The sequence below is a fragment of the Bartonella sp. AA89HNZF genome, from assembly GCF_042196905.1.
Classification (GTDB): domain Bacteria; phylum Pseudomonadota; class Alphaproteobacteria; order Rhizobiales; family Rhizobiaceae; genus Bartonella.
In genome coordinates this window covers 18,573-30,253 of sequence record NZ_JBHIRD010000018.1, presented here as the reverse complement: position 1 = coordinate 30,253, position 11,681 = coordinate 18,573, and the positions used below count along the sequence as shown (strand labels likewise).

At 35.2% G+C, this 11,681-nt stretch carries 12 protein-coding genes and 2 pseudogenes; 7 read left to right on the top strand and 7 right to left on the bottom strand.

What is annotated here, in order from left to right; genetic code table 11:
• Positions 1–224 precede the first annotated feature (224 nt).
• The gene (locus tag ACFIN0_RS07790) at positions 225–536 is read right to left on the bottom strand and encodes a DNA-binding protein (protein ID WP_208439803.1); all 312 of its coding nucleotides are present in this window, start codon (positions 534–536) and stop codon (positions 225–227) included.
• Between the two features lie 12 nt (positions 537–548).
• The gene (locus ACFIN0_RS07785; protein WP_015857128.1) at positions 549–872 is read right to left on the bottom strand and encodes a type II toxin-antitoxin system RelE/ParE family toxin; all 324 of its coding nucleotides are present in this window, start codon (positions 870–872) and stop codon (positions 549–551) included.
• A gap of 184 nt (positions 873–1,056) precedes the next feature.
• Here ACFIN0_RS07785 and ACFIN0_RS07780 point away from each other — a divergent pair, with 184 nt between their 5' ends.
• The 3 genes from ACFIN0_RS07780 to ACFIN0_RS07770 all read left to right on the top strand — a co-directional run bounded on the left by ACFIN0_RS07780 (position 1,057) and on the right by ACFIN0_RS07770 (position 2,284).
• The gene (locus ACFIN0_RS07780) at positions 1,057–1,719 is read left to right on the top strand and encodes a lysozyme (protein WP_375702261.1); all 663 of its coding nucleotides are present in this window, start codon (positions 1,057–1,059) and stop codon (positions 1,717–1,719) included.
• On the top strand, positions 1,716–1,943 hold the full coding sequence (locus ACFIN0_RS07775) for a hypothetical protein (protein ID WP_375650784.1): 228 nt from the start codon (positions 1,716–1,718) through the stop codon (positions 1,941–1,943). The genes ACFIN0_RS07780 and ACFIN0_RS07775 overlap by 4 nt, the downstream gene beginning before the upstream one ends.
• 128 nt (positions 1,944–2,071) lie before the next feature.
• Entirely contained in the window at positions 2,072–2,284 is a 213-nt protein-coding gene (locus tag ACFIN0_RS07770) for a hypothetical protein (RefSeq protein ID WP_375620805.1), read from the top strand.
• Between the two features lie 175 nt (positions 2,285–2,459).
• Here ACFIN0_RS07770 and ACFIN0_RS07765 read toward each other — a convergent pair.
• Positions 2,460–3,610: pseudogene (locus ACFIN0_RS07765) on the bottom strand (tyrosine-type recombinase/integrase).
• 298 nt (positions 3,611–3,908) lie between these two features.
• Positions 3,909–4,109 (bottom strand): annotated as a pseudogene (locus ACFIN0_RS07760) (helix-turn-helix transcriptional regulator).
• 1,031 nt (positions 4,110–5,140) lie between these two features.
• On the opposite strand from ACFIN0_RS07760, the gene ACFIN0_RS07755 reads away from it, so the two are divergent.
• The 3 genes from ACFIN0_RS07755 to ACFIN0_RS07745 are packed head-to-tail and all read left to right on the top strand — an operon-like array spanning position 5,141 to position 6,175.
• On the top strand, positions 5,141–5,803 hold the full coding sequence (locus tag ACFIN0_RS07755) for a lysozyme (protein ID WP_375607389.1): 663 nt from the start codon (positions 5,141–5,143) through the stop codon (positions 5,801–5,803).
• The gene (locus ACFIN0_RS07750) at positions 5,800–6,027 is read left to right on the top strand and encodes a hypothetical protein (RefSeq protein ID WP_375607388.1); all 228 of its coding nucleotides are present in this window, start codon (positions 5,800–5,802) and stop codon (positions 6,025–6,027) included. Before ACFIN0_RS07755 ends, ACFIN0_RS07750 begins: the two co-directional genes overlap by 4 nt.
• Entirely contained in the window at positions 5,960–6,175 is a 216-nt protein-coding gene (locus tag ACFIN0_RS07745; protein ID WP_375607387.1) for a hypothetical protein, read from the top strand. The genes ACFIN0_RS07750 and ACFIN0_RS07745 overlap by 68 nt, the downstream gene beginning before the upstream one ends.
• 1,529 nt (positions 6,176–7,704) lie before the next feature.
• Here the strand turns inward: ACFIN0_RS07745 and ACFIN0_RS07740 are convergent.
• Positions 7,705–8,004: a hypothetical protein gene (locus ACFIN0_RS07740; protein ID WP_375610832.1), complete on the bottom strand. Its 300-nt coding sequence runs from the start codon at positions 8,002–8,004 to the stop codon at positions 7,705–7,707.
• An 8-nt stretch (positions 8,005–8,012) separates the two neighbouring features.
• Positions 8,013–8,168, bottom strand: a complete 156-nt coding sequence (locus ACFIN0_RS07735) for a hypothetical protein (RefSeq protein WP_375610833.1) — start codon at positions 8,166–8,168, stop codon at positions 8,013–8,015.
• Positions 8,169–8,597: 429 nt separating this feature from the next.
• On the opposite strand from ACFIN0_RS07735, the gene ACFIN0_RS07730 reads away from it, so the two are divergent.
• Positions 8,598–8,720 carry a hypothetical protein gene (locus tag ACFIN0_RS07730; RefSeq protein ID WP_375607384.1) on the top strand — a complete coding sequence of 41 codons (123 nt, stop codon included), beginning with the start codon at positions 8,598–8,600 and terminating at the stop codon, positions 8,718–8,720.
• 1,074 nt (positions 8,721–9,794) lie between these two features.
• On the opposite strand, the gene lldD is transcribed toward ACFIN0_RS07730, so the two are convergent.
• A complete protein-coding gene (lldD, locus tag ACFIN0_RS07725; RefSeq protein WP_375607383.1) occupies positions 9,795–10,946 on the bottom strand; it encodes an FMN-dependent L-lactate dehydrogenase LldD in 1,152 nt (383 codons plus the stop codon).
• Between the last annotated feature and the right edge of the window lie 735 nt (positions 10,947–11,681).

The following is an 11,681-nucleotide window of genomic DNA, read 5'->3' as shown; positions in this document are numbered from 1 at the left end:
GCCCAAGAAAACACAGCTGGAAACGTTGCAAACACCACACCAGACAAAGATGATACCCTTGACCCAAACGCCCCACCAAACGCATGTGACGAAGGCGAAGGCGTCATCCATATGGATGAAGAGGATACATGATAGGTTATAAACTAGATGTAGAGCCCCTCATTAAAAATGATTGCTTAAATACCTCCCTTCCCCATCTTTAAAGGTGGGGAGTGGAACTAAAGTTACACGTGTGGAACTGGTCGTTCAAGAGGCTGTACAGCCAAACGAAACCCCATGGTACGCAGTAAAGCATTCAAGCTGCGGAACTCTGGATTACCTTTTTCTGAAAGTGTACGGTAAAGTTGTGTTGGGTTCAAGTTGGCTGCTTTAGCTACAGCTTGAACACCACCATAAGCTTTGGCCATTTGGCGTAGAGTTACAAGCAGCTCACCCTGATCACCATCTGCTAGGATTGCATCAAGGGTAGCTGCTGCCAACTCAGGATCATCACGGAATATTTCTGCCATTGCATCATCATGGTTACGGTCTTTCATTTTTGCACTCCTTTAATCTTCACGGTTTTGCCAATCACGCCAGCAAGCACATGCACGAGTGATATCAGTCTCTTGTGTTTTTTTGCTGCCACCGCATAATAGCAACAATACGGTCTTTCCAGATTGGACATAATAAACTCGGTAGCCAGGACCAACATTAATACGCAATTCATGAACACCCTCACGAAGCGGCTTGAAATCGCCAAAGTTTCCCTGCTCTAAACGATTAAGGCGGCGAATAATTGCAGTTTTAGCCTGCATATCACGGAGCTTTCGCAGCCAATCAGCTATCAAGTCTTTGCCATCAGAAGTAAGGTAGTGACGTATTTCAAACATGATGTTATATTCGTTTATAAACGAATGTTTGTCAAGAGAGAAATTAAAAGTTGAGAAAAAATCTTCTTTTGTTCCAATGAAAAAGCGACATGAAGCTTAACCAAGCTATCTTTCCGAATGAGAAAGATGTCAATTTTTTTAATCCAGCTCTGCTTTTTGCGGAGCTTTTTTTATGGAGAAGCATATGCGAAAAATATCATTAGAGGGACTTGCACTGATCAAACAATGGGAAGGTTTGCGTTTGAACGCCTATAAAGATGCCATTGGGGTGTGGACAATAGGTTATGGACATACAAACAGTGCTGGAAAACCTTTTATTTACGAAAGCATGACAATCACTGAAAAGCAAGCAGAAGAACTTCTTTGCCAAGATTTAAGACAATTTGAAAATGTCGTTGAACGCGCTGTTACAGTTTCATTAACAGATGAACAATTCGCGGCGTTAGTGTCGTTTTGCTATAATGTAGGAACAGGAGCCTTTTGTAACTCGACACTGTTAAAAAAGCTCAATCAAGGTGAATATGAAGCTGTCCCTGCCGAGCTACAGAAATGGACCAAAGCAGGCGGGAAGCGTCTTGAAGGTCTCGCACACCGGCGTGCGGCAGAAACAGGCTTATGGGCAAAAGGGGCTTATGTTTCCTCCAATTATCAAACAGTAGAAACGCAAGCACCAACAGGGCTTTTCAAAGCCGAAGCCCTTGCACCGATTATTGGTTCTTTTTCTGGGCTTGGAGGCTTATTAGCAGGAAATGGACCAATCCAATGGGCTTTGGCCACCATTATGATTTTAGCCGCATGTGCTGGTATTTTCTTTGTTGCTAAACGCTTTCAGGAGCATCGTCTATGATCTTATGGATGAAAAGAAATCTGATGATAACAGGCGCGGCTTTAGTCGCTTTTTTTATTGCATTAGCAAGAGCTTTTACTCTTGGGAAAAAAGCAGAGCAACAAAAGCAAACAGAAAAAGCTTTAAAAGCAGCCAAAACACGTCTGGAGGTGGAAAGTGAAGTTAATCAAAAAAGTGATGCTGATGTGCGTTCTGATCTTTCTCGTTGGTTGCGGGACAAATAAGTATATCTCTTGTGTTGGTTGGTTACCAATTTATTTAGAGAGGCAAGATCTGAACGCCATCAGTTCAAACTTAGCAAGAGAGATCTTAAAGCACAATAATCTAGGTGAACGCGTGTGTGGGTGGAAACATGGCTAGAAAAAAAACACAAGACGATACAGAACTTACAGAAGCAGAAAAAGAAATCCTCCAAGAAATCATCATGACCTACAAAAGTGTAAAAGTGATGTCTCGTTATACGAAATGGATTGTACTCATTATACTCTTATTAGCACTTGATTTTTCACGTATTATGGATGCGTTTGTAAGTATTTTTACACAAAAACCAAATATCCGACTCTAAACATACTCTGAGACGCGCGAAATTCTTTAGAAAATGGTTTCTTAATTTTACTCGTCTCATAGAGACTATCAATAATAGCTTTACACATTTAAAACTGTTATTTTCACAGAATTGGACATATCAAATTTCTCGTCAAAATAACTAAAAAAACACTGCAAAGGTAATTGTAAAAATTCTATCCTGTTATAAATGAAGCCCACTGTTCCAAGAGAATATGTCGCTGTTCTAAAAAATCCGTTCGCATATAAGCTTTTGTCACTGAACTCCCAACTGTATGTGCAAGAACAGTTTCGGCAATCTCAAATGGTGTTGACGTTGTCTCTGCTATCCAGTCCCGTAAGCTTGAACGAAAACCATGGGGACGATAGGTTAAGCCGCAAACTGTCATATACTTTGCCATGGTGGCATCAGAAATGGGGTTGCCTGTAAGACCAGAAAAGAGAAAACCATTTTTTTCAAAGGGGAGAGATTTTTCAATCACTTTTAAAGCTTCATTACTCAATGGTACTCGAAAATCTGAAACCTTTCCTACAATGCCTTCATATTTTCTTTGGGTATCGTCCATATATCTTTATCAATTTGTTCAAGGCGCAAATAGCGCAATGGATACGACCGTACTCCAGTCAAAATCAAGAGCTTCAGTGCTAAATTTGAAAGGATCTTATCATCCAAGCTTTGATAAAATGCCGGAACCTCTTGCCATGGCATAGCAGGAATATTTGTTGATGTCGCACGTGGTTTTCCTAAAAGAGCGCGTGCCTTCATACAAGCCTGTAGATCAACATCTAAACCAAGAGCCGCTGCATATTTCAAACAAATATTGATACGGTTAAGTGCTTTTCGCGCTGTGTCTGCTTTTTCATGCCAAAGGGGTGAGAGAACATTGCGGATGATATTGGCTGTTAATTTTTCTATAGGTAATTTGCCTATGTGTGGAATAACGTGCAACTCTAGTGGAGAAAACCAGCGGCCGTTTTTACCTTCATTTTTCAACTCTGCTTTTTTGCTTTCAAAAGCCGCTTTTGCAATTTCTTGAAAAATATTGCTTTGCTGTTTTAAAATAGTCTGTTCTCGAAAGACAATAGGATCATTGCCTTCTTTAAGAATATCACTATAATATCTTGTAAGCTCACGCGCTTCTTTTAAAGAGAGTTTTGTAACAGGACCAAGTCCCATTTCACGGCGCTTATTGTGGTGCGTATAGCGAAAAAACCAAGAGCGTGTATTGTCTTTTCGAACATTCAACCACAACCCTGCCCCGTCACAATATTTACCCTGCGGAGACGTCTTTACGAATGATGCTGATAACCGATGAATCGCCCTCACTTAACGTCCCCTCTCGTCCACCTTTTCAAGCATTGCTCGTCCACCTTTTTGGGTCCACCTTTTAGACCACCTTTAATTTCTGATTTGAGATTTTTTCTTTAATACTTACTTTTTTTATTGAATCATAAAAAGCTATAGACATCAATACGCCCTTACACATCTTTATATACTTTGAATCTTGTTGCTAAGCCCCTGCTTGCCGGCATGCGGCACCACCTTTCTTAAGATGTTGAAATATATAGATTTTTTATTTAACTATCTGTTTAAAGACCACCTTCTAGGATTTATACAATTTTATCTAATCTGTTGTTATTTGCTCCGTATTTTTCTCTGGAGTAAATGCTAAAACCTCTTTCTTTCTCCACCTCACTGCTCACCCTAGCTTATATGGCTCCGGCCCCCTCTGAAGCATCTAATTGCGAATCGTTGTTGTGGATATACTAAAAAGCTGTGCACACTCATGGATTGTTACATATCTATTGCCATCATCAAATATCATCCATTGCCTTTTTATTTTTTATGTTATGTAAATGGGCTGGGATGCTATGAGGAGAGAACTTCCTATATTTTCAAGCAGCTTTTTGTCAAAATCTTTTGTGTCTCTTGTGCTATTGCCTCTAAAAAGATTTCAATAGCTTGATTGATTTGTTTAAGAGGCTGCTGGAAACGTAGCCAATACAACACCAGACAAAGATGACACCATTGGACCCAAACCCAAACGCCCCACCAAATGCTTCATATGAAAAAGAAAATATATGAAACCGAACTACTTGTTCAAAATTATTACAGTACAATATTCTTAAAAAAACTATCAAATACCATTGGTCTATATATTGAATATGCTCCACTAATATATTGTTTCAGTTGGAAACAGACTGTAAGAGAGGAGAAATATCCATTATGTTGTTATGTAACAGTTTATTTAAAATCCTTCGTAAAGGTACTTTTTAATGGAATTAAGCAATTAGGGGAAAAAACAAAGAATAGTTAATTTAACTATAGATTTTTTTATTAAATATGTATAACACGTTATGTATACGCTTTATTGATTCTAAGATAATTTTTAGATATATAATGTTAAATTATAATGTTTTTTTGTTTTTATAAAAAAAATTCTGTGGTGCAATTTATGACTTTTGAAATTACTTAAAAATCAACACCTAATTATTTCATTAATTATTATGTCTCTTATTTTTTATTAAAAGTGCTTTTTGTCATCGGAATTATTGAAGTTTTTTCAAGTAAAGTTCTTCTAAATCATTCTAGATCAACTGTAAGAATTTATGAGTGAAATCTATCTGATTATAAATGGAATTATTATAAAGTTATTGTCTTTAGATGGAGATCAATTACTGAAAAATGAATAGTATTTAGCATAATCTTTATTCAAAAAATGATATGGATCTTAAAATAATTCACTATGGATGTTTTGAATTTATTATGCCCTTTCGCTGTTCTGTTCTTAAAAATGAGTAGATGTAAGTTTTTAATTCATATCCTGCTTTGTGTAGTTTTTTATAGGTAAAAATAATGCGAAAAATATCAAAAGAAGGGCTTGTATTGATTAAGCAATTGGAAGGCTTGCGTTTATCAGCTTATGAAGATTCTGGTGGTGTCTGGACAATTGGTTATGGACATACAAGTGCTGCTGGTGCTCCAAGCGTTCACAAAGATATGCAAATTACGGAAAAAGAAGCTGAAAAAATCCTTCGTCAGGACTTGAGGGAGTATGAAGCTGTTGTTGAAAAAGCCGTTACCGTTCCTTTAAACGATGAACAATTCGCGGCATTAGTATCATTTTGCTATAATGTAGGAATCACAGCATTTCGCAGTTCTACACTTTTAAAAAAGCTTAATAAAGGTGAATATGAAGCGATACCAACCGAATTGCAAAAATGGACAAGAGTGGGAGGAAAACGTATCCAAGGTCTTGTCAATCGCCGAGCAACCGAAGCAGGATTGTGGGCAAAAGGAGCTCATGTTGCCCCCAATTATCATGTAGTAGAACCAGAAGGTGTAACAGGTATTTGCAAAGTAGAAGCTCTTGCACCAATCATAGGTTCTTTTTCAGGGCTTGGAGGTCTTTTTGCAGGAAATGGTCCTGTTCAATGGGTTCTAGCAGGCATTATGGTTTTAGCTGCTTGTACAGCTATGATATACATTGCTAAACGTTTTCAGGAACACCGCCTATGATTTTATGGATAAAAAAATATCTGACAATGACGTCAGCGCTCATAGCAGCTTTTCTTATAGCTTTAGTCAAAGCCTTTTTTCTTGGGAAAAAAATTGAGAAGCAAAAGCAAACAAAAGAAGATTTCAAGATAGCGACAACACGGCTTGAGGTAGAAAATGAAATTAATAAGAAAAGTGATGCTGATGTGCGCACTAAGCTTTCTAGCTGGTTGCGCGACGAATGAACGAACTTCTTGTATTGGATGGCTGCCAATTTATTTGAATCGACAAGATATCAATGTCATTAGTTCAAATTTGGCGAGAGATATTTTAAAACATAACGAACAAGGTGAACGTTTATGTGGTTGGAGAGATAAACGGAAAATAAAGTGATAAAGATACAACTCCTCTGAAACATTAATTAATGAAACGATTTGAAAAAGGTGGATATATTCAGACTAAAAGTAAAAGAACTTAAAAGGTTAAAACACTCTGGTGATCGATTGGATTTTATTAGAGTAACGGAGATGTCTGAGTTGAAGCGAAAGGATTCAACAGATTATGTTTGTGTAAAATGATTGAGTCTATTGATGTATTCTATGGGCATCTTTGTTATCCTATCAAAAGAAGATGAGAAAAGATTTTATGGATTGCACTACTATCGTCGTTCAAAGAACTGATCATACACAAAGGTTCTGTTTTCAACAAAAATAACATCTAGAAACTTGCATGCTTGAAGAAAAGCAATCTATGGAGCTATATAATGAATATATGGTAAGGCTTTTATGTGATTTGTAAATGACGTTGCTTCAGCTTCCTAATTATAATAATGATGTTGACGATAAGGAAAATACTTTCGCACTGTATCTGCTTTTTCATGCTAAAGTGGCGGGAAAACATTGTGAATGATCTTGGCTGTTAATTTTTCTATAGGTAAATTCCCTATATGGGAAATGACATGCAACTCCAATTGAGAAAACCAACAACCATTTTTGCTTTTATTTTTTAACTTAGCTTTTTTACTTTCAAAAGTTGCCTAGCAATTTCTTGAAAAATATTGCTTTACTATTTTAAGATAATTTTTTCCTGAAATAAAATCCTTCTTTTAAAATATTACTGTAATATCTTGCAAACTCATGTACTGCTTTTAGAGAAAGTTTGTAATAGGACCGTTTCTTTCACGGCGTTTATTGTGATGTGTATAACGGAAAAGTTAAGAGCGCGTATTATCTTTTCGAACATTCAACCACAATCTTATTTCATCCCAATATTTATCTTGAGAAGATACTTTTATAAAGATACTGATAATCTATAAATCACTCTCCCCTAATTCACCTTCTCACTCATCCTTCCATGCATTGCCCGTCCACCTTTTAAACCACCTTAAATTTTTGATATAGAATTTTTTCTTTAATTTTTATTTTTTATTGAATCATAAAAATGATATGTCTCAATCTCACCTCTATGCATCTTTATACGCTTTGATTCTTATTTCTAAAGCCCAGACATCCTGCATATCGCACTGTTTTTATATTTAATATATATTTCTAGATTTATTCCTAACTTGTTAGAAAAGTTTTTATATTTTGATAGAAATATCTTCTATCAGTTCACTTTTTTCAAAAGATTCTGAAAGGATTCTCAAAAAGTCTGCAAGTTAAAGACTATTTAATACGTATTGTTTCTTTTCTAGAAATCAAAATTGGTGATGCCCCATTCCTTACCAGAAATTGTGTTATTTGCAGAGCAGTCTGTATAAGATGGTGTAACCTCTTTTATGAAATTAACTAAAGTTTTTTGAATTTCTAGCATATTGTTTAAAGACAAAAAACTCCCTTTTAATTTATACAAGCAGCTTAGACATCGGCTGATAATCCTTCCACTTATAAAAATCTTTTCTTTAATAACCCTCAAAACCACAATTAAAGTGGTGAAAGATAAAACAAGATTTTTAGGCGATCATAACGCACAATAAAATAAGACCAGTCTAAATGTTCAATGCTAACACCTGCTAAACAGTGGAAAATAAGTTTTAGCACGCCTTCAAATTGGAAGAGCTTAAGCCCCTGCGCGCTACGATGGGTTTCTACTCTCATCGTACGATTTACATTCCCTCTAAAACTTAATCGCTGTAAATATAAAAATCTTGAAGCCCGTTCTAAATCCGTGAGAGTTTCTGGATCTTGCTGTATTAAACGTTGAAATTCCTCACAACTGCTCATCTAAAATGCTAAATTTTTACAAAAGGACGATAGTGGCGTTGTAACATCCCTAAAAAGTTTACGACATAACCTGAGAGATTATTGCTGATTTCAGGGGATAGAATCAATTTCTGTTCAAAGAAAATATCACTCATACCAACAAAAAGGTTTAGTCTACATGCCATGAGGAATGTCCTCAAATAATTTTGATATTTTTTTGATCGAATTTCTTTTGTCACCAATATCAGCAGCAACTTGTGTGGAATTAACAAAATTATAATTTTTTATCTTAAAATGTATCCATCATTTTTTACATTCTTTCATCTATCTAGCCTTCTTTTCACAGCTTCAAATGATAAAAAGTAACTGCAATGTTAAGTCGTTTTGCATCGAACAAATTTCTCGCAAACTATCCCGATTGGCTAGATGACAATCCATCCTCTATTTAAAGAGAGAAAAACTTTTCTTTTTTATTCAGCGATAAAGTAAATATTATCCAATTACTTATGAGTAGTAATTCGATCAAATGGAAACTGTAATTCTTTCTACTCTAAGTAATCTTGTACCCATTTATATAGGTTTAGGAAAGCGTTCTGTTATGAATATTCATAAAAATGCTTCAAAAATTGATATCAGCAAAACTTCTGTTTAAAAAAGGAAAAGATGTTCTCTTACCTGCTACTGAAGAAACTGTTCAGATTTGTCTTGATGTTGCTGAAGAGCTTCAAAAAACATGAAGTTATCCCAACGCTTACAAGTGTGCCAACAATTCAACTTTGAGATAATAGATCAGTGCTAGAGTTATGCCAATCTCACCAATCTGTTGTTGTCTGTGAAGAGCATAGTATCAAAGGAGAAACTTGGAGATGCAATTGTTAAATCGCTTATGGAACAAAACATTCTATGCCAATTTGTATCATTAGGCCCCCCCACCATCCCCATCTGCAATAAAAACGAACTGGATATTTTAACAAGTTATAAAATCAATCGAGGACGCATAAATAGTGTTAGAAATGACATACTATACAAAAAATATTCAACTGCTTCCTAATATGCTCGCCAGTTCAAAAACATCATAAATCATTGAGGATGCAAGAAAATAAGAAAGAAAAGCACATTAATTCACGCAGTTTTTCTCTCAGTAAACGAGCTTTTTTAAAGATAGTACGGATATTTTTTCATTGCTTAAAAACGTACTCCATAAAAACAATATCATATCCATATAATATATTATCCAATGAACTTAATATAAATAATATATAGATTATAGAAATATTATTTATTAGATACATTTTTATTATAATTATAGATTATAATAAATACATATTGACATTTTTAGTAGTTTTATTTATATACAATAACTAATATTATTCTATATTAAAATAAAACTAAATGGATTTTATAAATTTACGTTTTATGCCAATGTGGAAAAGAAGTAATTAATATATTATATTTTAATGTTTTTTTATATACAGGAGGGAAAAATGCTCACAGCATTATTTATAGCTACTTTTTCTATATCAACAGTTGTTTTACCTTTAATATCAGCGCTTGTTCCTTTTTATCCGTAGAATGAGCTTTTAATAAAGTAAATAAAATATGTATGCAATGTTATTATTGTTTTTTTTCGTGTTTATTATTATTAATAATATTTAATATTACTGTAGTTATTGAGTATTTTCTGTGATTTTATAGAGGAGCTTATTGATATTTTCTATTTAACTTTAACTGTCAACATATTTTTAAAATATATAATTATGCTCCTCTATAAAAATACTTTCTTTTTCTGAAAGAAGTATAACATATTTCTTTCATTGCTTAAAAACATCTATATTTACTAAACTCTTGCGTGTAATATCTTTGATTGTCTGAGTACCAGTCAGTGTCATAGCTACCCGCATTTCATTGGCAAAAAGATCAAGGAGATGCATAACACCTTTCTTACCTGCTGCTGCAAGCGCATAAACAAAAGCACGGCCAATCATAACAGCATCCGCACCTTGTGCTATCATGCGTACAACATCAAGACCAGAACGAACACCAGAATCTGCTAAAATAGTCAAATGATCCTTTACAGCATCTGCAATTTCAGGCAACGCTCGTGCTGTTGATAATACACCATCAAGCTGGCGTCCACCGTGATTGGAAACAACAATACCATCAGCACCAAATCGTACGGCTTCTCGCGCATCTTCTGGATCAAGAATACCTTTCAAAATCATTTTTCCTTTCCAAAAATCGCGAATCCATTGTAGATCATGCCAACCAATTGAGGGATCAAAATTTGCACCAAGCCAACCAACATAATCATCCAATGCAATCTTCTTTTTGAGATAAATGGAAACATTTCCAAGATCATGAGGGCGCCCCATAACACCAACGTTCCAAGCCCAATATGGATGAGTCAAAGCTTGTAAAAAACGACGTAAACCAGCATAAGGACCAGACATACCCGAATGCGCATCACGATAACGTGCACCAGGAATTGGCATATCAACTGTAAAAACCAACGTGCGTACACCAGCCAACCAAGCCCGTTCTAGTGCATCACGCATGAAACCGCGATCTTTGAGAACATAAAGTTGAAACCAAAATGCACCTCCAATCGCTTCTTGCACTTCCGCAATAGGACAAACTGAAACAGAGGATAGTGTAAAAGGAATCCCTTTTGCCACTGCAGCACGCGCTGCTTTTACCTCTCCACGACGTGCATACATGCCCGTTAGCCCAACAGGTGCGAGCACAATCGGTAGACCAAGTGTCTGATCAAAAAGCTTGATTGAAAGATCAACTTCACCAACGTGGCATAGAATCCTTTGACGCAGTGCAAGTGCTTGAAGATCTGTACAATTACGTCGCATCGTTTCTTCAGCATAAGCCCCACCATCAATATAGTGAAAAAGAAAGGGAGGAAGACGACGCTTTGCTGCCTTACGATAATCAAGTGTTGAAGAAATAATCATTGATGGCACCATTGTTTCTAAATGAAAAGAGAAAACATCCTAAAACGCATAAAAGCGAATCCATGTACCTACCTATTCGCTATTCTCCCAAAGCACTCTATTGAATAGATAGAAGCAACAGAGACTGCAACTTTCTAAAAAAACTAATTGATAAAAACAACGTCTTTATTGCTCTTATCCAAATTTAAAATCTCACAGTATGAAGTATCATTAATAACGTATCTACTCATATATTCTTCATGTGCAATTAAAATGTTATACTCTCTTTAAAGCAATCCCTCTTCGAAAGCGATTGCTCCGTAGCTTAATTAGTTATAATTTAAAGTCGCGTCTCTCCCCAAAGATCCTTACATTATCAGTTATTAAGAATATAGAGTGTCATTAAGTATAAATCATCCCCCCCAAAAGATGAAAAAATCCTTTATTAATACTGGAAATAAAGCTGTCGCATACATGCAGAAATCTTCGTATATCAATATTCAAAATTGAGATATTTTACTTATTCATAAAAGTTTATAAAAATATATAGTGCCTAATGCACATAAAGCATAAAAACTTTTAATGTTCATACCAATAGAAACTATTCATATTTAATTGAATAATTTTCTAGCAATATTATATCTTGAGGCTATAAATGAGTTACTAAAATTAGAACAATGTTTATTGAAAATAATTGTTACTAAACTGGAGTAAAAATTTATTTATTAGCTCTATTGAATTTTAGTAACCTATTGA

What these genes read in the sequence shown, in the direction of transcription:
- ACFIN0_RS07790 (WP_208439803.1), bottom strand. Translation starts at nt 536, where the DNA reads ATGAAAGACCGTAACCATGATGATGCAATGGCAGAAATATTCCGTGAT.
- ACFIN0_RS07785 (WP_015857128.1), bottom strand. Translation starts at nt 872, where the DNA reads ATGTTTGAAATACGTCACTACCTTACTTCTGATGGCAAAGACTTGATA.
- ACFIN0_RS07780 (WP_375702261.1), top strand. Translation starts at nt 1,057, where the DNA reads ATGCGAAAAATATCATTAGAGGGACTTGCACTGATCAAACAATGGGAA.
- ACFIN0_RS07775 (WP_375650784.1), top strand. Translation starts at nt 1,716, where the DNA reads ATGATCTTATGGATGAAAAGAAATCTGATGATAACAGGCGCGGCTTTA.
- ACFIN0_RS07770 (WP_375620805.1), top strand. Translation starts at nt 2,072, where the DNA reads ATGGCTAGAAAAAAAACACAAGACGATACAGAACTTACAGAAGCAGAA.
- ACFIN0_RS07755 (WP_375607389.1), top strand. Translation starts at nt 5,141, where the DNA reads ATGCGAAAAATATCAAAAGAAGGGCTTGTATTGATTAAGCAATTGGAA.
- ACFIN0_RS07750 (WP_375607388.1), top strand. Translation starts at nt 5,800, where the DNA reads ATGATTTTATGGATAAAAAAATATCTGACAATGACGTCAGCGCTCATA.
- ACFIN0_RS07745 (WP_375607387.1), top strand. Translation starts at nt 5,960, where the DNA reads ATGAAATTAATAAGAAAAGTGATGCTGATGTGCGCACTAAGCTTTCTA.
- ACFIN0_RS07740 (WP_375610832.1), bottom strand. Translation starts at nt 8,004, where the DNA reads ATGAGCAGTTGTGAGGAATTTCAACGTTTAATACAGCAAGATCCAGAA.
- ACFIN0_RS07735 (WP_375610833.1), bottom strand. Translation starts at nt 8,168, where the DNA reads ATGGCATGTAGACTAAACCTTTTTGTTGGTATGAGTGATATTTTCTTT.
- ACFIN0_RS07730 (WP_375607384.1), top strand. Translation starts at nt 8,598, where the DNA reads ATGCTTCAAAAATTGATATCAGCAAAACTTCTGTTTAAAAAAGGAAAA.
- lldD (WP_375607383.1), bottom strand. Translation starts at nt 10,946, where the DNA reads ATGATTATTTCTTCAACACTTGATTATCGTAAGGCAGCAAAGCGTCGT.